Source organism: Mycobacterium sp. DL592 (genome assembly GCF_011694515.1).
GTDB lineage: Bacteria > Actinomycetota > Actinomycetes > Mycobacteriales > Mycobacteriaceae > Mycobacterium.
The window spans coordinates 1,074,560-1,093,471 of the sequence record NZ_CP050192.1; the positions used below are offsets into that span (position 1 = coordinate 1,074,560).

Annotated in this window: 18 protein-coding genes; 15 read left to right on the forward strand and 3 right to left on the reverse strand. The window is 69.1% G+C overall.

Annotated features, from left to right (window positions below):
• The first annotated feature begins 22 nt into the window (after positions 1 to 22).
• The 4 genes from HBE64_RS05280 (at position 23) to HBE64_RS05295 (ending at position 6,002) form a co-directional block, all read left to right on the forward strand.
• Positions 23 to 952: a hypothetical protein gene (locus HBE64_RS05280; protein WP_167098650.1), complete on the forward strand. Its 930-nt coding sequence runs from the start codon at positions 23 to 25 to the stop codon at positions 950 to 952.
• Between the two features lie 104 nt (positions 953 to 1,056).
• The gene (locus HBE64_RS05285; protein ID WP_167098653.1) at positions 1,057 to 2,421 is read left to right on the forward strand and encodes a cytochrome P450; all 1,365 of its coding nucleotides are present in this window, start codon (positions 1,057 to 1,059) and stop codon (positions 2,419 to 2,421) included.
• Between the two features lie 46 nt (positions 2,422 to 2,467).
• On the forward strand, positions 2,468 to 5,068 hold the full coding sequence (locus tag HBE64_RS05290) for a LuxR family transcriptional regulator (RefSeq protein WP_243841505.1): 2,601 nt from the start codon (positions 2,468 to 2,470) through the stop codon (positions 5,066 to 5,068).
• Positions 5,069 to 5,093: 25 nt separating this feature from the next.
• A complete protein-coding gene (locus HBE64_RS05295) occupies positions 5,094 to 6,002 on the forward strand; it encodes a 2-hydroxyacid dehydrogenase (RefSeq protein WP_167098656.1) in 909 nt (302 codons plus the stop codon).
• Here HBE64_RS05295 and HBE64_RS05300 read toward each other — a convergent pair.
• A complete protein-coding gene (locus HBE64_RS05300; protein ID WP_167098658.1) occupies positions 5,946 to 7,400 on the reverse strand; it encodes a cytosine permease in 1,455 nt (484 codons plus the stop codon). The two genes, HBE64_RS05295 and HBE64_RS05300, sit on opposite strands and share 57 nt — an antisense overlap.
• A 42-nt stretch (positions 7,401 to 7,442) precedes the next feature.
• Here HBE64_RS05300 and HBE64_RS05305 point away from each other — a divergent pair, with 42 nt between their 5' ends.
• On the forward strand, positions 7,443 to 8,099 hold the full coding sequence (locus HBE64_RS05305) for a TetR/AcrR family transcriptional regulator (RefSeq protein ID WP_167098661.1): 657 nt from the start codon (positions 7,443 to 7,445) through the stop codon (positions 8,097 to 8,099).
• A gap of 10 nt (positions 8,100 to 8,109) precedes the next feature.
• Here HBE64_RS05305 and HBE64_RS05310 read toward each other — a convergent pair whose 3' ends face one another.
• Positions 8,110 to 8,970 carry an alpha/beta fold hydrolase gene (locus HBE64_RS05310; RefSeq protein ID WP_167098664.1) on the reverse strand — a complete coding sequence of 287 codons (861 nt, stop codon included), beginning with the start codon at positions 8,968 to 8,970 and terminating at the stop codon, positions 8,110 to 8,112.
• A gap of 104 nt (positions 8,971 to 9,074) precedes the next feature.
• On the opposite strand from HBE64_RS05310, the gene HBE64_RS05315 reads away from it, so the two are divergent.
• The 9 genes from HBE64_RS05315 (at position 9,075) to HBE64_RS05355 (ending at position 17,436) form a co-directional block, all read left to right on the forward strand.
• Complete coding sequence (locus HBE64_RS05315; RefSeq protein ID WP_167098667.1) at positions 9,075 to 9,542, forward strand: VOC family protein; 468 nt, start codon at positions 9,075 to 9,077, stop codon at positions 9,540 to 9,542.
• 75 nt (positions 9,543 to 9,617) lie between these two features.
• The gene (locus tag HBE64_RS05320; protein WP_167098670.1) at positions 9,618 to 10,223 is read left to right on the forward strand and encodes a tetratricopeptide repeat protein; all 606 of its coding nucleotides are present in this window, start codon (positions 9,618 to 9,620) and stop codon (positions 10,221 to 10,223) included.
• Entirely contained in the window at positions 10,220 to 10,789 is a 570-nt protein-coding gene (locus HBE64_RS05325) for a hypothetical protein (protein WP_208300571.1), read from the forward strand. The genes HBE64_RS05320 and HBE64_RS05325 overlap by 4 nt, the downstream gene beginning before the upstream one ends.
• 5 nt (positions 10,790 to 10,794) lie before the next feature.
• Entirely contained in the window at positions 10,795 to 11,694 is a 900-nt protein-coding gene (locus HBE64_RS05330; protein WP_167098673.1) for an alpha/beta fold hydrolase, read from the forward strand.
• 17 nt (positions 11,695 to 11,711) lie between these two features.
• Positions 11,712 to 12,950 carry a WS/DGAT domain-containing protein gene (locus tag HBE64_RS05335; protein WP_167098676.1) on the forward strand — a complete coding sequence of 413 codons (1,239 nt, stop codon included), beginning with the start codon at positions 11,712 to 11,714 and terminating at the stop codon, positions 12,948 to 12,950.
• 40 nt (positions 12,951 to 12,990) lie between these two features.
• Complete coding sequence (locus HBE64_RS05340; RefSeq protein WP_167098678.1) at positions 12,991 to 13,506, forward strand: DoxX family protein; 516 nt, start codon at positions 12,991 to 12,993, stop codon at positions 13,504 to 13,506.
• Positions 13,507 to 13,570: 64 nt separating this feature from the next.
• Positions 13,571 to 15,295 carry a DUF3556 domain-containing protein gene (locus tag HBE64_RS05345; protein WP_167098681.1) on the forward strand — a complete coding sequence of 575 codons (1,725 nt, stop codon included), beginning with the start codon at positions 13,571 to 13,573 and terminating at the stop codon, positions 15,293 to 15,295.
• Positions 15,296 to 15,478: 183 nt separating this feature from the next.
• Positions 15,479 to 16,636, forward strand: coding sequence for a thiolase family protein (locus HBE64_RS05350; protein ID WP_167098685.1), 1,158 nt, complete (start codon positions 15,479 to 15,481; stop codon positions 16,634 to 16,636).
• Between the two features lie 2 nt (positions 16,637 to 16,638).
• Positions 16,639 to 17,436, forward strand: a complete 798-nt coding sequence (locus HBE64_RS05355) for a crotonase/enoyl-CoA hydratase family protein (protein ID WP_167098688.1) — start codon at positions 16,639 to 16,641, stop codon at positions 17,434 to 17,436.
• Here the strand turns inward: HBE64_RS05355 and HBE64_RS05360 are convergent, their stop codons facing one another.
• Positions 17,437 to 18,231, reverse strand: a complete 795-nt coding sequence (locus tag HBE64_RS05360) for a fasciclin domain-containing protein (RefSeq protein WP_167098691.1) — start codon at positions 18,229 to 18,231, stop codon at positions 17,437 to 17,439. It lies immediately after the preceding gene.
• A 137-nt stretch (positions 18,232 to 18,368) separates the two neighbouring features.
• Here HBE64_RS05360 and HBE64_RS05365 point away from each other — a divergent pair, with 137 nt between their 5' ends.
• Positions 18,369 to 18,905 carry a gamma carbonic anhydrase family protein gene (locus tag HBE64_RS05365; RefSeq protein ID WP_167098695.1) on the forward strand — a complete coding sequence of 179 codons (537 nt, stop codon included), beginning with the start codon at positions 18,369 to 18,371 and terminating at the stop codon, positions 18,903 to 18,905.
• Positions 18,906 to 18,912: the final 7 nt, after the last annotated feature.

Sequence of the window (18,912 nt, forward strand, 5' to 3'; positions counted from 1 at the left end):
TCCCGTCGGCAATCCTGAACACATGATGCCCCCGTACTACGAGAGCAGGTTCATCCGCGCCAACCATCCCGAGCGGGCGCAGGCGGTGTGGCTGCGCTGGACGCTGCTCTATCCGCGGCCGGGCGAGCCGGTGGCCGACGTGTGGGTGATGGTCTTCGACCCCGACGGCGCCGGTAACCGCGCGCTCAAGCAGCCGCACCCGATCACCGCCGCCGACTACCGCAGCGAGCCGTGGTCGGCGCACATCGCCGACACCGCGATCGACGACCGGCGGGCCGTCGGGACGCTCGACGGCGCGCAGTGGGACCTGGCGATCACGCCGGGGGAGGAGCCGGCGGTCAAGCTGCTATCCGACCGGTCCTATCGGGCGAAGTTCCCGACCGCCAAGACCCAGGTGCGCCACCCGCTGGCGCACTTCGACGGCACAGTCACCCTTGGCGAGCCGGTGGCGCTGACGAACTGGACCGGCAGCGTCAACCACAACTGGGGCCGCAAGCACACCCCGGCCTACGCCTTCGGCCAGGTGTGCGGGTTCGACGGGCACCCGGCCTCGAGCCTGGAGATCGTCACCGCGCACGCTGCGCTCGGGCCGTTGCGGCTGCCCGCGGCCACCCTGTTCGTGCTGCGGCATGAGGGACGGGAGATCGCGGTGCGCTCCGTGCTGGATGCCCGCCACACCCACGGCAGCTACGGGCCGTTCCGTTGGACGTTCGGGGGTCGCGCCGACGGCATCGAGATGCGCGGCGAGATCACCGCGAGAGGCACCGACGTGATCGGGCTGCGCTACACCGACACCGACAACACCGGCAAGTACTGCTACAACTCGGCGCTGGCGGACTGCCGGATCACATTGTCCGGCAGCGGCGTGGACACCGAGCTGACGGCGTCGCGGCGGGCGATGTTCGAGATCCTCACCGATGACCGCCACACCGCGGTGCCGATGCTGGCCTGAGCGAAATGAAGTAGTGGACCACTCTAGAGCGATCCGCCCGACGAACCGACCCTTGAAGCACGGTGCCGAGAGGGGTCGGCACCGGCAAGCGGAGGGAGTCGCTGATGGTCGCCACCCGAGACGTCGTGGATGTGCAGAGTCTGCCGTTGGCGCCGGCGAACCCGTTGCCATGGCCGGAGAAGCTGCGTGCCCTGCGCACGTTCCACACCGGGTTCGAGAAACTGCGCGACGCGGGCGGCCCGGTGACGCGGCTGACACTGGGGCCCGCGTGGTTGATTCCGCCCATGGTCGTGGTGACCTCACCGCAGGGCGGACGCGACGTGCTGGGCCGCACCGACGACTTCGTGGACAAGAACAGGGTTCACGAGGAGTTCCGTAACCTGTTGGGCGGTAACCTGTTCAGCTTCATGCACGACGATTGGCTGCCGCGCAGACGCAGCCTGCAGCACATCTTCACCAAACAGCACGTCCGCGTCTTCGGCGGCCACATGGCGCAGGCGGCACAGGCGATCTGCGATTCGTGGGTCGGCAGCGACATCATCGACCTCGACCGCCAATGCCGACTGCTGACGCTGCGTGCACTGGGCCGCTCGGTGCTCGGTATCGACCTCGACCAGCGCAGCCAGGTGATCGCGGACTCGTTGGGCACGGCCACCACCTACATCACCGACCGCGGCATGCGCCCGGTCAGCGCACCGGCGTGGCTGCCGACCCCCGCCCGCCGCCGGGCCCGCAAGGCGGCCAGGACCCTGCACGACCTCGCGATGGAGATTCTCACCGCCTGCCGGCGCGACCCAGGCCGCGATGCCCCGCTGATCAGGGCGCTGATGGACACGGTCGACCGCCAGACCGGCCTGCCGCTGTCCGACGACGCGATCTGCCAGGAGCTGATCCTGTTCATGCTCGCCGGACACGACACCACCTCGACCGCACTGACCTACTCGTTGTGGCAGCTGGGCCGGCACCGTGACCTTCAGGACCGGGTGCGCGCCGAAGTCGACGCGCTGGGCCACGACCGTCCGGCACCGGAGGACGCCGGGCACCTCACCTACACGGTGCAGGTGCTCCACGAGGCGTTGCGGCTGTGCCCGCCCGGCGCGGCGCTGGGGCGGACTGCCATGCGCGACATCGAGGTCGACGGCTACCGCGTCACGGCGGGCACGATGCTCGGCTTCGGCGTCTGGGCCGTGCACCGTGACCCTGCGCTGTGGCCCGACCCGTTGGTGTTCGACCCCGACCGGTTCACGCCCGAACGGATGAAGCAGCTCGACCGCTGGCAGTACTTGCCGTTCGGCGCCGGACCACGCTCGTGCATCGGCGACCACTTCGCCAAGCTGGAGGCGACTCTGGCACTGGCGACGATCATCAGTCGCTGCGAAATCGTCTCGCTCACCGACGACTTCCCGGTGACGGTTCCGTTCACCGCCGTCGCCGCCGCTCCGGTGCTGGCCCGCGTCGCCTCGCGGTAGCGTGATTCGACAGACGGTGAAGCGGTCGGCTGCATAGACTTCCGTTGTGGGTGTGCTGAACTGGCCGTTTCTCGGACGAGAGAGCGAAGTCGCCCAGATCCAGACCGCATTGGCCGGACGGGGGCAGGGCTGTGGTGTCCTGTTGCTCGGCGACGCCGGGGTGGGCAAGACCACCCTGGCCCGTGGCGTAACCCAGACCCTGCGCGCCGAAACCCATTGGGTGGCAGGCGCCGAGTCGGCCCGCGAGGTCCCGTTGGGGGCGTTCGCCCACTTGCTGACACCACCGATGCCGAAAGACCCGGTTGCCTTGCTGGCCAACGCTTTCGAAGCGGTCCGGCGTCGCAAGATCGCCGTGATCGGAGTGGACGACGTCCACCTCGTCGACCACCTGTCGGCGACCCTGCTGCACCAGCTGGCGGTGGAGGGGGCGGTGCGGATCCTGGCCACCGCGCGCGTCGGTGAGCCCGTCCCGGAGACCATCACGGCGCTGTGGAAGGACGGCTACCTCAGCCGCCTCGACGTCACCCCGTTCACCCGGGCCCAGGCGGTGGCCCTCATCGAGGCCGCGCTCGGCGGCCGCCTGGAACGCCTTTCCGCCGACCTGATCTGGCAGGCCTCCGGCGGCAACGCCTTGTTCGTGCGCCATTTCGTGGAGGGCGCCCTGGAGGCCGACACCCTGCGATCGGTCAACGGTGTCTGGCAGTTACGCGGGCAGGCCGCGGTCGGTTCCACGCTGGGCCCGCTGCTGAGCAGCCGGCTCGACCGGCTGCCGCCCGACGAGAAGCGCGCCCTGCACCTGTTGGCGTTCGCCGAACCGCTGCCGCTGGAGGTGCTCTCGGAGCTCGCCGACAGCGACACTCTGGAACGCGTCGAGCGCCGCGGACTGATCCGCATCGACGACAGCACCGGCCCCGTCGAGGTGTTCTTCACCCACGCCCTGATCGGCGAGGTCATCCGCACCGGACTGGGGCGGGTGGCGAGCCGGCGCCTGCAGTCGGAGTTGCTGGCGGCGATGCAGAACCACCCGCCGCGCACCCCTGCCGAACGCATCCGGCGTGCCGAGCTGGCACTAGATGCCGATGCGCCCATCGATCTCACCGCGCTGATGCGCGCCGCCGAGGATGCCATCGCGCTGACCAACGTGACGGTCGCCGAGCGTCTGGCCCGTGCCGCGGTGAGCCGCGGCGGCGGTCTGCTGGCCAGTGAGCTGCTCGCCAGATCGCTGCTGTGGCAAGGGAAAGCGAACGAGTCCGAGGCCATTCTGGGATCGTTCGACCCGGACACCTTGACCGAGTTCGAGTTGACCCGCTGGGGCATCGCCCGCGTCGCCACCCTGCAGTGGTCGATCGGTGACGCCGCGGCCGCCGGTGAGATCCTGGCCATGTTGCAGCAGCGGGTCACCCACCCTGCGGCACGGCTGGTGGTCGACGGCCTGGCCGCGGCGCTGGCGGTACTCGACAGCCGGCTCGACGAGGCCGCCGAGCGGGCCGAGCGGGTGCTCGCCGACCCGGCCGCACCGCCGATCGCGATCGGCTGGGCGGTGTTCGGCGGCACCATGGCCGCGGGGCTGGCCGGCCGTCGCGGCGACGCCGAGCGGCTGGCCGCGCGCGGACATCAGATCGCCGACAAGATCGACGGGCTGCTGCGTTTCCTGCTCGCGCTCGCCGAGGTGCGGGCGCTGACGCTTGGTGGCAGCTTCGCGGCCGCGCAGGACCGCTCCGGCGACATCGTGCGGATCACCTCATCGGGTCAGTTCCGGGGCCGGGCGATGGCCAACGTGCTGGCCGCCACCGTCGAGTTTGGCCGCGGCGAGCTGGGTGTGGCGGCGTCGCGGCTGGAGGAGACGCTGGCCGCGCTCAGCGACGAGACGGCGGCGTCGTGGAACATTCCCGCCCGGCTGCTGCTGGCCCAGTGCTATTGCGGGCTGGGTAGAGACGCCGACGCGGTGCCGTTGGTCGCCGAGCTTCGCGCACACGTCCGCAGCGGCGGAACGATGTTCGACCCGACGGTTCTCATCGTCGAAGCGTGGCTGTCGGCCGCCGAGGGTCATCTCACCGGCGCGGTCGAGAAGGCGGTGCGGGCTGCCGACGTCGCCGCGAAGACCGGCCAGCGGACCGTCGAGTTGCTGGCGCTGCATGCCGCGGCCCGGTTCGGCGACCGCGCCTGTCTGCGGCGGCTGATCGACGTCGCCGAGCTCATCGGCGGCCCGCTGGCCGCCGCGGACGCCGCACACGCCGCCGGACTGCTGAACAACGATGCCGCACAGGTGTATTCGGCCGCACACGACTTCGAGCGCAACGGCGCGCTGCTGTCGGCCGCCGATGCCGCCGCGCAGGCCTCGCGAATGTTCGACGCAGCGGGCAAGCGGCGGCAATCCCTGGAGGCCGCCGCCACCGCGGACCGGCTGGCCAAAGTCGGCGGCGGTCTCAAGACGCCTGCCCTGCGCGTCACCGCTCAGCCGCTTCCGCTTAGTGCGCGCGAAAGGGAGATCGCCAGCCTGGTCGCGCGCGGGCTGACCAACCGCGATATCGCCCAGCGGCTGGTGGTGTCCACCCGGACCGTCGAGGGCCATGTCTACCGAATGTTCAGCAAGCTCAACGTCACCGACCGCGAGGAGCTGGCGGCGCTGGTCCGCGGCAGCGACTGACCGTCGCCCGTAGCAGACTGGGGGCATGACCGTTCTTCTGGTGGGTAAGCCCGAACCGTCGCTGGCCGCCGAACTGTCGCAGCGGGACCCGCTGGCGCAGCCGCCTGCACACGACCCGCAGGCCGTCACCGTGATCCTGTCCTGCGGGCGCCCCGGGGTCGACGCCGACCTCATCGCGTCGCTGCCGAACCTGCAGGCGATCGTGAACTTCGGCGCCGGTGTCGACGCCATCGATCTCGAGGCCGCCGGCGCCCGCGGGATCGCGGTGAGCAACACCCCCGACGTCCTGACCGACACTGTCGCCGACGTCGCGGTCGGCCTGATGCTCGACACGATGCGCGGACTGTCGGCCGCCGACCGCTACGTGCGCGCCGGAAACTGGCCGGCCCGCGGTCCGTACCGCTACACCCGCGACCTCAGCGGCAGCCGGGTCGGAATCCTCGGGCTGGGCCGCATCGGCTCGGCGATCGCCACCCGGCTGGCCGGATTCGACTGTGCCATCGCCTATCACAATAGGCGCGAGGTACCCGGCAGTCCGTTCCGCTACGCGGCCTCGGCGGTCGAGCTGGCTGGTTCCGTCGACGTGCTCGTGGTGGCCACCGCGGGCGGCCCGGACACCACCCGCCTCGTTGACCGCGCTGTTCTGGAAGCGCTTGGGCCGCAGGGCTTTCTGATCAACATCGCCCGCGGCAGCGTCGTCGACGAGGACGCTCTCGTGCAGCTGCTGGCCAACGGGGGACTGGCCGGTGCCGGGCTGGACGTCTTCGCCCACGAGCCGCAGGTTCCCGCGGCACTGTTCGAGTTGGACAACGTGGTGCTGCTGCCGCACGTCGGCAGCAACACCGCCCGGGCCCGAACCGCGATGGCGCGCTTGGCGTTACGCAACCTCGACGAGTGGCTGGTCCACCGGCGACTGCTCACGCCGGTCACCTAGGGCCCAGCCGGCCGCCACGTAGACCACCACCGCCAGCACCGCGGACCCGACGGTGCTCAGGTCCACGCCGCCGGCGATGTCGGCCAGCGGGCCGACGTACAGCGTGGTGTTGACCGCCAGGAAGCCGAACAGCGAGCCGGCCGCCCATGCCGCCACCGCCGGGATGTTCCAGCCGCCGGTGAACCAGTACCGGCCGCCGCGGCGACCGTGGGCGAAGGCCTGCAGATCCACCGGGTCGTAGCCGATGCCGCGCATCCGCAGCGCGCCGACGGCCAGCACCGCCACCCACGGCGTGATCACCGCGTTGAGCACGACCGTCATGGCGGTGACCGAGCCGACCGCGTCGAACACAAACACCCCGACGTAGAGCAGGACGATCGCGATCGCGGCGGTGATGATCGTGGTCTGGGTGCGCTTCAGTTGCGGCGCAATGCCTTCCAGGTCCAGCCCGCTGGCGTAGATGCACAGCACACCCTGGCTCAGCCCACCCAGCAGTGAGATCACCACGATGGGCAGCACGTACCAGGCCGGGGCCGCGGTCACCAGGTCGTCGAGGTAGGAGTTGGTGGGGTTGGCGAAGCTCATCGCTGTGTAGGCGCCGAACATGCTCGGCAGCAGCACCCCGATGAACATGCCTGCGCCCAGTGCCAGGCAGATCTGCCGGTCGCTGAACCGCACCGCCGAGATGCGTCGGGTGTAGTCGCCGATGGTGGGGCCGTACGAGATCGGCGCCGCGGCGAACAGCACCGCGCACAGCGTCCACGTCGGCCAGAAGCTGCCCAGTGCGTATTCGCCCGCGGTCGCGGTGGGGGTGAACCCGTCGGCGAAGGCGAACACGCCGGCGATCAACAGCGCACCCACGACCGGCACCACGATCTTCTGCATCGCCACGATGGTGGCGTGACCGTAGAGCGCGACGGTGACCATCAGGGCGGCGACGATCGCGTACCCGATCCCGCGCACCACGTCGGTCTCGGGTAGGCCGAAGATCCGGTGAGCCGCCGCCACGAGGGCGTCACCACTGGTCCACACCGTCACCGCCGCGAACGCCAGCGCGATCGCCAGGGCCAGTCCGGATCCGATGAACCGGCCCCGGATGCCGAAGAACGCGCCGCTGGAGACCGTCATGTTGGTGCCGGTGCGCGGGCCGATGACGGCGGTCGGCAGCACGGCGAGGGTGCCGACCGCGGTACCCAGCGCCATCGAGGCCAGCGTCTGCCAGAAGCTCAGGCCGAACAAGATCGCGAACGCCCCGAAGACGACGTTGGTCCACGTCAGGTTGGCGCCGAGGAACACCGCCGACAGGTTGCGCGGGCTGGAGTCTCGCTCCTCCTCCGGCAGGTACTCGACGCCGGCGGCCTCGATGGCGCCGAGACGATCGGTGGTGGTAGCGGCCATCGGACACTCCTTGTTGATGGGTACATCAATAGTATTGAGGTAGTGTTCAATAAGAACGGTGATCCGTCAAGGGGAAGGACGACAGTGGTCGCGAAGGCGATGCGAGACGCCAAACGCAAGATGCCGGCCGAACGCCACGACGAGCTGCTGGGCCAAGCGGTCCTGATCAGCCGCACCGACGGCCTCGGCGCGGTCACGCTGCGCAAAGTCGCCACCGACCTGGGCGTCACGCCGGGTCTGGTCAGCCACTACTTCTCCTCGGCCGAGCAGCTGATCACCGCCGCGTTCCGGGCCGCCGCCACCGAGGACCTCGACAACGCCCGCACGCTGCTGGCCGCCGAGCCCACCGCCACCGCAGGCATCAACGCGCTGATGGACTACACCCTCGACGAGTCCAGCATGGACGCCAGCGCACTGTGGCTGGAGGCGTGGAGCCTGGGCCGCACCAACCCGGCGCTGGCGGCCGAGGCGGACGCACTGACCGATCAGTGGCTGGCGTGCATCGCCGAAGTGGTCGGTGCGGGCAACGACAGCGGGGAGTTCCACGTCGCCGACGCCGACGTGGCCGCACGACGGCTACTGACGATGATCGACGGACTCGGCGCCCAGATGGTGGTGCGCGCAGTGGCCCCCGCGGAGCTCAAGCACATCGCCCGCTCCTACGTCGCCGCCGAGCTACACCTGCCGGTCACGGGGTGACGCCTGCCGGTCACGGGGTGACGAAGGCGACGACGGCGTCGCTGAACGCGTCGTTGTCGTCACCGGCCGCCGTGTGGCCGGCCTCGGAGAGTTCGACGAACTCGGCGTGGGGCACCTTGGCCAGGAAGTCCTCGACGCCCTCGGTGCTGACCACGTCGGACTGCCTGCCGCGGATGAGCAGGATCGGAATGGTCAGCTCGGCGGCGGCCTGCTCCAACTCCTCGACACGGACGAACTCCTCGGCCTCGACCGGCTTGAGGAACGCCGGGTCCCAGTGCCAGAACCAGCGCCCGTCGCGGTGCCGCAAGTTCTTCTTGAGTCCGTCGAGGTTCTTCGTGCGCTTGCGGTGCGGCAGGTAGGCGGCGATCGCGTCGGCGGCCTGCTCGAGGGTGTCGAAGCCGTGCACGTGGCCGGCCATGAAGTCGTGGATGCGGGAGGTGCCCTTCTCCTCGATCCGCGGAACCACGTCGACCAGAACCAGTTTCGTGACCTTCTGCGGGCCGGCCAGCTTGGCCACCAGGATGCCGGTCAACCCGCCCATACTGGCCCCGATCAGCACCACCGGCCGCCCGATCTGGTCCAGGACGCGCAGGACGTCACCGCACAGCGCGTCGACGGTGTAGACGCCGTTCGGCGCGCGGTCGCTGTCACCGTGGCCGCGCGCGTCCAGTGCGACCACGTGCAGGCCCCGGTCGGCCAGCACCTGCCCGGTGTTCTTCCAGGAGAAGCGGTTCTGGCCCCCGCCGTGCAGCATCAGGATCGTCGGCCGGTCCGTCGCGTCGCGGTTCCACTCGTCACCCACCAGGGTCAGCTCGTCCTCACCGCGGAACTCCACGGTCTGCGCACCACTGGTCGTGCTGGTCACAGGCATCCTCTCGGCCGAGTCTGGAAAGCACGTTACCCAGGGCCTGCTGATGACTTTCGCCAGCCCTGCGGGTCTACCTCTTTGAAGCCGACCAACAGAGGAGAAGCCCGATGCCGTCCATCACCCCGTGCCTGTGGTTCGACGACGAGCTGGAGGAGGCGGTGCAGTTCTACACCGCGATCTTCCCCAACTCGTCGGTGGAACACATGAGCCGCTACACCGAGGCCGGGCCGGGCACCCCCGGCCGCGTCGTATCGGCTGCCTTCGTACTCGACGGCACCCGGTTCACCGGTATCAACGGCGGTCCGGTGTTCGCCTTCACCGAGGCGATCTCCTTCCTCATCGAGTGCGCCGACCAGGACGAGGTCGACCACTACTGGTACGCGTTGCTCGACGGCGGGCAGGAATCCCAGTGCGGGTGGCTCAAGGATCGGTTCGGCGTGAGCTGGCAGGTGGTGCCCACCCGCTTGCTGGAGCTGCTGTCTGATTCCGACCGCGCGGCCGCGGCGAGCGCCGCCATGCTCGGAATGCGCAAGATCGTCATCAGCGAGTTGGAGGTCGCGACAACGAACCGCTGACCGCTGCTCCAGGCACTACCGGTACCCTTGCGCCGCAGCGGGGACGATCGTTCCGACGTGCCGGAGGGAGCAAGCATGGCCAACGAGCCAGACGTGCCCGAAGACGAGGTGACCACCGAGGCGGCCGACGAGGCCGCCGAGGAAGCCATCGAGGAAGCCGAAGCCGTCGACGAGGTCAAGGCAGCCAGGGCGCCGTGGTCGCACGTCAAGATCGCGCTGGTCGTGGGCCTGGGCATCGTCGTCGCACTCGGGGGTCTCACCGGCTGGCTCGGCTATCGGGCCTACCAGGCACGGCAAGCCCAGCAGCTCGACGAACTGCTGGTCAGCGTCGGCCGCCAGGGTGCGATCAACCTGACCACCATCGACTTCGAGCATGCCGACGACGACGTGAAGCGCATCCTCGACTCCGCCACCGACGCCTTCTACGACGACTTCGCCAAGCGGTCCCAGCCGTTCATCGATGTCGTCAAGCAGGCCAAGTCCAAATCCGAAGGCACCGTCAACGAGGCGGGCCTTGAGTCGGTCAACGGCGCCGAGGGTCAAGTCCTGGTGGCCGTGACCGTCAAAACCCAGAACGCCGGCGCCCAGAACCAGCCGCCGCGCAACTGGCGGATGCGCCTGACGGTGAAGAAGACTGGCGCCGACGAAGCGAAGGTCTCGAAAGTGGAGTTCGTACAGTGACGACGCCCGACGACAAAGCAGACGTTGCGGCCGAGGACATCGACGACGCCGAGGTGGTCGCCGAGCCCGCGCCGGAGAAGGGCTTCAGCTGGGCGCGCCTGGTCGCGTTCGTGATCCTGCCGGTGCTGGCCCTGCTGCTCGGCGCTGGCGCCGGCTACCTGAAGTGGGAGGACTCCTCGCGCCGCGACGCCAAGAGTGCGGCGCAGGCCGCGGTCGCGGCGGCCAAGGACTCCACCGTGGCGCTGCTGAGCTACAAGCCCGACACCGTCGAGAAGGATCTGGGCGCCGCCCGCGACCGGCTCACCGGCAACTTCCTGGACGCCTACACCCAACTGGTGAACACCGTCGTGATCCCGGGAGCCAAAGAGAAGAAGATCTCCGCGCTGGCGACAGTGCCCGCCGCCGCGCCGGTGACGGCCAAGGACAATCATGCGGTGGTGCTGCTGTTCGTCGACCAGACCGTGGTGGTGGGCAGCGACGCCCCGACCAACACCTCATCCAGCGTCCGGGTCACCCTCGACAAGGTCGGTGACCGCTGGCTGATCTCGGGCTTCGACCCGATCTAGCGACCATGCCCACGCCGCGCTGGATCGATGTCGACGCCCCCGCTGTGCATTTGCGGGCGCTGACGTGGGGACCCGATGAGGGCCCGATTGCGTTGTGCCTGCACGGTTTTCCCGACACCCCCTACGGATTCCGCAAGCTCGCCCCGCATCTGGTCGCGGCGGGCTACCGGGTGGTCGCGCCGTTCATGCGCGGCTACGTGCCGTCGTCGATCCCATCGGACCGCAGCTACCACATCGGCGCACTGATGGACGACGCGCTCAAGGTGCGCGAAGCCTGCGGCCCGACCGACCGCGACGTGGTGATCGGCCACGACTGGGGCGCCATTACCGCGACCGGGCTGGCGGCGCTGCCCGACAGCCCGTTCGTGAAGGCCGTGGTGATGTCGGTGCCGCCGTCGGCCGCACTCAATCCGGATGGCAAGGTGCCCAACCGGGGCAAGCTGCTGCGGCTGCTGCCGGCCCAGGTCGTGCGCAGCTGGTACATCAGCTACTTCCAGCTGCCCGGGCTGCCGGAACGGTCGGGATCGTGGATCGTGCCGCTGCTGTGGCGGCGCTGGTCGCCGGGGTACAACGCCGCCGAGGATCTGCGCCACGTCGACGCCGCGATCGGTGCTCCGCAGTACTGGCGTGCCGCCCTCGGCCCGTACCGCGCCACCATCCGCAACACCAAGCCGCCGGCCCGCTACGCGGAGCTGCACCGCTGGTGGACCAAACCGCCCCGGCTGGCCACGCTGTACCTGCACGGCAACGACGACGGTTGCATGACAGCGGAATTCACGCCGTGGGTGCGTGACGTACTGCCGGCGGGCAGCGACGTTGCGATCGTCGAGAACGCCGGGCATTTCCTGCAACTCGAACAGCCCGACACGGTGGCCCGGCGGATCCTGGACTTCCTCGGTTCGTGAGGCCGGCAACCAGAGCGATGACCGCGGTCGACGCGCAGATGTTCTGGATGTCGGCCGTCACCCGCAGCGACCAGATCGTGCTGTATGCCTTCGACGGTTCCCCGGCCGACCCGGGCGCCGCCGTCGAAGAGCTGATGCAGCGCGCACAGGCGTGTGACGAGCTGCGGCTGCGGGTGGTCGAGGCGGGCACGTGGCGGTACCCAAGATGGCAGCACGGTGCGGTCGACGCCGGGCAGTTCGTGGTACACGACGGGCCCGCACTGGGCTGGCAGGACTGCCTCGACGCTGCGGCGCGGCTGCGTGGCAACCAGCTCGACCTTCACCAGATGACCTGGCGTGCCTTCATTTACCCCGCGGTGCGCGACATCCCCGGCTGCTCCGGCATCGGCTCGGTGGTGGTGATGCAGTTAGGTCATGCCTACGCCGACGGCAGCCGGGGGACCGCGCTCGCCGGCGCGCTGCTGGGCCGTCGACAGCCCGTCCCGGTGCCCGTCGCGCGCCGGCGCGGATTCCTGCCTGCCCGGGGGATCGCCGCCGCGCGGGCCCACCGCGCGCTGGTGCGCGACACGGAGGCCGGTCTGGTGCCGCCGCCCGTGCCGGGGTGCCCGCCGCTGAGCATCAACCGGCGGCCGGGCGCGGCATCGGTGGTGCGCACGCTGGTGGCACGGCGCGACGAGCTGGCCACGCCGACGGTGACGATCGGCGTGCTGGTCGCGGTGTCCGAGGCGCTGGGCGGATATCTTCGCGCGCGGGGCGAGGACACCTCTGCGCTGGGTGCCGAAGTCACCATGGCCGGACCGCAGGATTCGGGCGCCCACAACAACTTTCGCAACGTCGGCATCCGGTTGCATCCCGACGTCGACCGCGCCAGGCGGGCGCAGCTGATCGGAGCCGAGCTGGCCGCCCAGCGCCGCCGCGGCGAGCACCCCGCGCTGCGGGCGTCGGCCGCCGCCTTCGCCGCGACCCCCGCGGCGTTGTTGCGCTGGGGTGTGCGGCAATTCGACCCGTCGGCCCGCTCACCGACGGTCACCGGGAACACGGTGGTCTCCAGCGTGAACCGCGGACCGGCGGACCTGTCGTTCGGTGGATTGCCGGTGTTGTTCGCGGCCGGGTTCTCCGCGCTGTCGCCGATGATGAGCCTGACCCACGGTGTGCACGGCCTCGGTGACGTCGTGACCATCAGCGTGCACGGCGATTCCGGCAACCTCGACGTCGACGACTACGTTGACCGATTGAGAATTGCGTTTGGCCGTTGAGGAGTAACGCCGCAGGCTCCGATGCCCTAGGTTTAGCGGCGTGACTGCCTACGACGTCGGATTGCTCCTCCTGCGGCTGGTGCTCGGCCTGACCATGGCCGCCCACGGCTACAACAAGTTCTTCGGCGGCGGCCGCATCAAGGGCACGGCCGGCTGGTTCGAGAGCATCGGCATGAAGCCGGGCACGTTCCATGCCCGGGTGGCTGCGACCACCGAGGTGTCGGCCGGTCTGGGCCTGGCGGTCGGACTGCTCACGCCCGTCACCGCCGCCGGTTTCGTGGCGCTCATGCTCGTCGCGGCGTGGACGGTGCACCGGCACAACGGCTTCTTCATCGTCAAGGAGGGCTGGGAGTACAACCTGGTGCTGGCGGCGGCAGCGGTCGCGCTGGCCGCCACCGGGGCAGGCAAGCTCAGCCTGGACTACGCACTGTTCAAGGGGACCAGCCTGTACGACCTGTTGCACGGGTGGCCGGGGCTGGCCATCGCGGTGGGGCTGGGACTGGTCGGCGGCATCGGCCAGCTGGCGATCTTCTACCGCCCGCCCGCCAAGGCCTGACCGAGAGTCCCGCCGCGCGGGAAAGTGCACCCGTGGCACTAGAACACGTTCTAGTCTTGCCCGCATGGGGTTTCTGAAGCAAGAAGTACCCGTCATCGACTTCGAGACGTGGAGCAAGGGCACGCGGGCCGAGAAGATCAAGCCGATGGCCCGGCACTGGGCCGAGGTCGGGTTCGGCACGCCGGTCATCCTGCATCTGTTCTACGTCGTCAAGATCCTGCTCTATATCTTCGTCGGCGCGCTGTTCGCGTTGGCCACCAAGGGAATTGACGGATGGGGCAATATCGGCCAGTGGTGGTCGGAGCCGATCGTGTTCGAGAAAGCCGTGCTCTACACGATGCTGTTCGAGGTCGTCGGCCTCGGCTGCGGCTTCGGGCCGTTGAACAACCGCTTCTTCCCCCCGATGGGATCGATCATCTACTGGTTGCGGCCGAACACCATTCGGCTGCCACCGTGGCCGAACCGGGTGCCGCTGACGACGGGTGATCGTCGCGGACCGGTCGACATCGCGCTCTACGGGGCGCTGATCGTCATGCTGCTGGTCGCCCTGTTCTCCAACGGCACCGGACCCGTCCCCGCACTGGGCACCGAGGTGGGTCTGCTGCCGACCTGGCAGATCGCGGCCGTCCTGGGTCTGCTGGCGCTGGCCGGCCTGCGCGACAAGGTGATCTTCCTGGCCGCCCGCGGCGAGGTCTATGCCAGCTTCGCGGTGGCCTTCCTGTTCGCCGGGGTCGACGTCATCATCGCCCTCAAGCTGGTGTGCATGGCGATCTGGATCGGCGCCGCGACCTCCAAGCTCACCCGCCACTTCCCATTCGTCATCTCCACGATGATGTCCAACAGCCCGGTGATGCGGCCCCGCTTCCTCAAGCGGATGTTCTTCGCGAACTTTCCCGAGGACCTGCGGCCCGGGCGGCTGTCCCATGTGCTGGCCCATGTCAGCACGGCCATCGAGATGGGCATCCCGCTGGTGCTGTTCTTCTCCCACGGCGGCTGGCCGACGGCCATCGCTGCGTTCGTGATGGTCTGCTTTCACCTCGGCATCCTCTCGGCTATCCCGATGGGCGTGCCGCTGGAGTGGAACGTCTTCATGATCTTCTCGGTGCTGTCGCTGTTCGTCGCGCACGCCCAGATCGGCATCACCGACCTGACCAGTCCGTGGCCGGTCGTGCTGTTCGCGGTGCTGGCGTTCTTCGTGTTCCTCGGCAACACCGTCCCGCGCAAGGTCTCCTTCCTGCCTGGTATGCGCTACTACGCCGGCAACTGGGACACCACGCTGTGGTGCATCAAGCCCTCAGCCGAGGCCAAGATCGACAAGAACCTGGTCGCGATCGCCAACATGCCGGCCGCCCAGCTGGAGAAGTTCTACGGCAGCAAGGAAGCCGCCCAGATCCCGATCTACATGGGATATGCGTTCCGCGCGTTCAACACTCACGGCAAGGCGTTGTTCACCTTGGCCCACCGCGCCATGGCCGGGCAGAACGAGGACGACTACTCGATCACCGACGGCGAACGCATCTGCAGCATGGCCATCGGCTGGAACTTCGGCGACGGCCACATGCACAACGAGCAGCTGATCAACGCGATGCAGCAGCGCTGCGGGTTCGAGCCCGGCGAGGTGCGGGTGGTTCTGCTCGACGCCCAGCCCTTGCACAAGCAGCGCCAGGAGTACCGCCTCGTCGACGCCGCGACCGGCGAGTTCGAGCGCGGCTGGGTGGCCGTCGCCGACATGGCCACCCGCCAGCCGTGGGACGACGACCTGCCGGTGCATGTGACCAGCGGCAAGTAAGACACATCGATTCTGCGGTGAGGGCGCGGGAATCGCCGGAAATGGCGCCCTCACCGCAGAATCGATGCGCTGCGTGCGCGCCTAACCGAACGGTTGGTTGGCCCCGCCCGGGGGCGGTCTGATGAGGCGTGTTATTAATCGAGGACTAACTATTCGTCTTACCCCAGCAGAAGGAGAAGGTCGATGGCTGAAGCGGTCATTGTCGAGGCTGTGCGCTCACCAGTCGGTAAGCGCAACGGCGCACTGTCCGGAGTGCACCCCGCCGAGCTGTCGGCCCAGGTGCTCAACGGCCTGGTCGAGCGGGCCGGTGTCGACCCGGCTCTCGTGGACGACGTGATCTGGGGCTGCGTCATGCAGGCCGGTGAGCAGGCACTCGACATCGCCCGCACCGCGGCGCTGAGCGCCGGGTGGCCGGAGTCCGTCGCCGGAGTCACGGTGGACCGTCAGTGCGGCTCCAGCCAGCAGTCGCTGAACTTCGCCGTCGCCGGCGTGATCGCCGGCCACTACGACGTCGTCGTCGCCGGTGGTGTCGAGTCCATGTCGCGCACCCCGATGGGCTCGTCGCTGGCCAACGGCGGCAACCCCTACGGGGCGTCGTTCAAGGCGCGCTACGCCAAGACGCCCAACCAGGGCATCGGCGCCGAGATGATCGCCGAGCAGTGGGGCTTCAGCCGCACCCAGCTCGACGAGTTCTCCCTGCGATCGCATGAAAAGGCCGCTGCGGCACAGGATTCCGGTGCGTTCAAGGATCAGATCGTCGGCATCAAGACTCAGGACGCCGACGGCAACGACACGGTGGTGCTCGAGGACGGCGGTATCCGCCGTGGCGGCACCGTCGAGTCGATGGCCAAGATCAAGCCCGCGTTCTCCGAGGACGGCGTGATCCACGCCGGCAACTCCAGCCAGATCTCCGACGGTTCGGCCGCGCTGCTGATCATGTCGGCTGAGAAGGCCAAGGACCTGGGCCTCAAGCCGCTGGCGAAGGTGCACACCGCCACCCTGGCCGGTGCCGACCCGGTGATCATGCTGACCGCTCCGATCCCGGCCACCCAGAAGGCGTTGAAGAAGTCGGGCCTGAGCGTCGACGACATCGGCGTGTTCGAGGTCAATGAGGCGTTCGCGCCGGTTCCGATGGCCTGGCTCAAGGACATCGGTGCCGACGAGTCCAAGCTCAACCCCAACGGCGGTGCCATCGCGCTCGGCCACCCGCTCGGCGGTTCGGGTGCACGCATCCTGACCACGCTGCTGTATCACATGCGGGACAACAACATTCGCTACGGCCTGCAGACCATGTGTGAGGGCGGCGGCCAGGCCAACGCCACCATCCTCGAGCTGCTCTAGAGGTGTCAGACGTGCAAGCCCCCGCCGCTCTCTACGAGCGGCGGGGCAACGTCGCGCTGATCACCATCAACCGGCCCGAGGCCCGCAACGCCGTCAACGCCGCGGTCAGCACGGCCCTCGGTGACGCGCTGCAGCAGGCGCAGGACGACGCCGAGGTGTGGGCGGTGGTGGTCACCGGTGCGGGCGACAAGTCGTTCTGCGCCGGCGCCGACCTCAAGGCAATCTCGCGGCGGGAGAACATCTTTCACCCGCAACACCCCGAATGGGGTTTCGCCGGTTACGTCCGGCACGTCATCGACAAGCCCACCATCGCCGCGGTGAACGGCACCGCGCTGGGCGGTGGCACCGAGCTGGCGCTGGCCAGTGATCTCGTGGTCGCCGCGCAGAGCGCCACGTTCGGTCTACCGGAGGTCAAGCGCGGACTGGTGGCCGCGGCGGGCGGGGTGTTCCGCATCGTCGAGCAACTTCCGCGCAAGGTGGCCATGGGTCTGCTGTTCACCGGCGAACCCATCACCGCCGACCAGGCGCTGCAGTGGGGCCTGATCAACCAGGTGGCGCCCGACGGCACTGTGGTCGAGGCGGCGTTGGCTCTTGCGCAACGCATCACCGTTAACGCGCCGCTGGCCGTGCAGGCCAGCAAGCGCATCGCGGTCGGTGTCGATGACGGGACTGTCACCGCCGACGAGGTCGGCTGGTCGCGCACCATGCGCGAGATCGGCGCCCTGATGAAGTCCGAGGACGCCAAGGAGGGGCCGCTGGCCTTCGCCGAGAAGCGCCCGCCGGTGTGGAAGGCGCGCTAACTAGGCGTTCGGTGCCTTGGTGGTCGACGGCGTCGCCGACGTCGCCGACGTCGCCGACGTCGCCGACGTCGTCGGCGCCTCGCTCGACGTAGTGGCCGTCGTGGAGGTGGTCGACGTGGAGGTGGTCGACGTCGTCGTGCCCGCCTCACTCGGGGTCAGCACCGTGTCGATCATGTAGATGTAGGCGCCCTTGGCGGTGTAGCTGCAGACGACCTTCGCGGTGTCGTTGACCTTGATGTCGCCACCCTTGCCGGTGACGCTGATCAGCCGGCCGTCCTGCGTGGGCATCTTGCCTGCGACGTCGTTGGGGCCCAGGTAGCCGAGCACCATGTGGTAGAAGACCGTCGGCAGCAGTACCGCCGGATTGCTCTTCAGCGTCGCCAGGGTGGACTCGTCAAGCTTCGCGAACGCCTCGTCGGTCGGTGCGAACACGACGTAGGGGCCGCCGTCGAGCACCGAGGTGACGTTGACCGCCGGGTTCAGCTTGCCGGAGATAGCTGCGCTGAAGGTGCTCAGATCGGGGTTGTTGGCGATCGCCACCGAGGCGACCTGGTTACCCATGCTGGTGATCGAACCGGCACCCGTGGGCACCTTGTTCTTGTACGCGTCGCAGCCCGGGCCCTGCGGATCCGGCAGCTGGGTCATGCTCGGCACCGGTATCGCCGAGGTGGTCGGCGCCGCGGTGTCGGTGGTCGGGGTGGTCGGATCGGCGTAGGCCTGTACGGCCGTCGGGATCGCGACGGCGATGGCGGCGACGGCCGCGGCCACGCCGAGGGTCTTGGTACGAGTGCTCACAACGGCTCCTAGCTGGTCATCCGGAGTCGGCGAGTCGCGGGTTCCCCGGTCGCCGCGACGCCTGACGCATCGTACTGGCCGCCGGGTAGCCCTCCCAAAAGGGCCTGTTCAGGGTGCCGGGCGATGGTCCGCCTACGATGTCGGCCATGGCCGAGCCCCTGATCGTCTCGCTGCACGGACGCACCCCCGAACTACACCCGGAAGCCTGGGTCGCCCCCAACGCCAGCCTCATCGGCTGGATCCGGCTGGGCGCGCGGTCCAGCGTGTGGTACTCCGCGACACTGCGGGCCGAGGCCGAACCGATCGAGGTCGGCGCCGGAACCAACATCCAGGACGGCGCGACCCTGCACGTCGACCCCGAATACCCGCTCAGCCTGGGCAGCGGCGTGACCGTCGGCCACAACGCCGTGCTCCATGGCTGCACTGTCGAGGACGGCTGCCTGATCGGAATGGGCGCGATCGTGCTCAACGGCGCGGTGATCGGCGCCGGCTCCATCGTGGCCGCCGGGGCACTCGTGCCGCAGGGCGTGGTCGTCCCCCCGCGTTCGCTGATCGCCGGCGTTCCCGGCAAGGTCCGCCGCGAACTCAGCGATGCCGAACTGGCCGGCAACCGGGTCAACGCCGCGGTCTACGAGGATCTGATGACCCTGCACCGCGGCGCGACGTCGACGTAGAGGTCGA

Bases quoted from the DNA above. Each gene is read 5' to 3' on its own strand.
- HBE64_RS05280 (WP_167098650.1), top strand. From the start codon at position 23: ATGATGCCCCCGTACTACGAGAGCAGGTTCATCCGCGCCAACCATCCC.
- HBE64_RS05300 (WP_167098658.1), bottom strand. From the start codon at position 7,400: ATGGCCGCTACCACCACCGATCGTCTCGGCGCCATCGAGGCCGCCGGC.
- HBE64_RS05350 (WP_167098685.1), top strand. From the start codon at position 15,479: ATGGCTGAAGCGGTCATTGTCGAGGCTGTGCGCTCACCAGTCGGTAAG.
- HBE64_RS05285 (WP_167098653.1), top strand. From the start codon at position 1,057: ATGGTCGCCACCCGAGACGTCGTGGATGTGCAGAGTCTGCCGTTGGCG.
- HBE64_RS05295 (WP_167098656.1), top strand. From the start codon at position 5,094: ATGACCGTTCTTCTGGTGGGTAAGCCCGAACCGTCGCTGGCCGCCGAA.
- HBE64_RS05330 (WP_167098673.1), top strand. From the start codon at position 10,795: ATGCCCACGCCGCGCTGGATCGATGTCGACGCCCCCGCTGTGCATTTG.
- HBE64_RS05320 (WP_167098670.1), top strand. From the start codon at position 9,618: ATGGCCAACGAGCCAGACGTGCCCGAAGACGAGGTGACCACCGAGGCG.
- HBE64_RS05335 (WP_167098676.1), top strand. From the start codon at position 11,712: ATGACCGCGGTCGACGCGCAGATGTTCTGGATGTCGGCCGTCACCCGC.
- HBE64_RS05345 (WP_167098681.1), top strand. From the start codon at position 13,571: ATGGGGTTTCTGAAGCAAGAAGTACCCGTCATCGACTTCGAGACGTGG.
- HBE64_RS05315 (WP_167098667.1), top strand. From the start codon at position 9,075: ATGCCGTCCATCACCCCGTGCCTGTGGTTCGACGACGAGCTGGAGGAG.
- HBE64_RS05365 (WP_167098695.1), top strand. From the start codon at position 18,369: ATGTCGGCCATGGCCGAGCCCCTGATCGTCTCGCTGCACGGACGCACC.
- HBE64_RS05310 (WP_167098664.1), bottom strand. From the start codon at position 8,970: ATGCCTGTGACCAGCACGACCAGTGGTGCGCAGACCGTGGAGTTCCGC.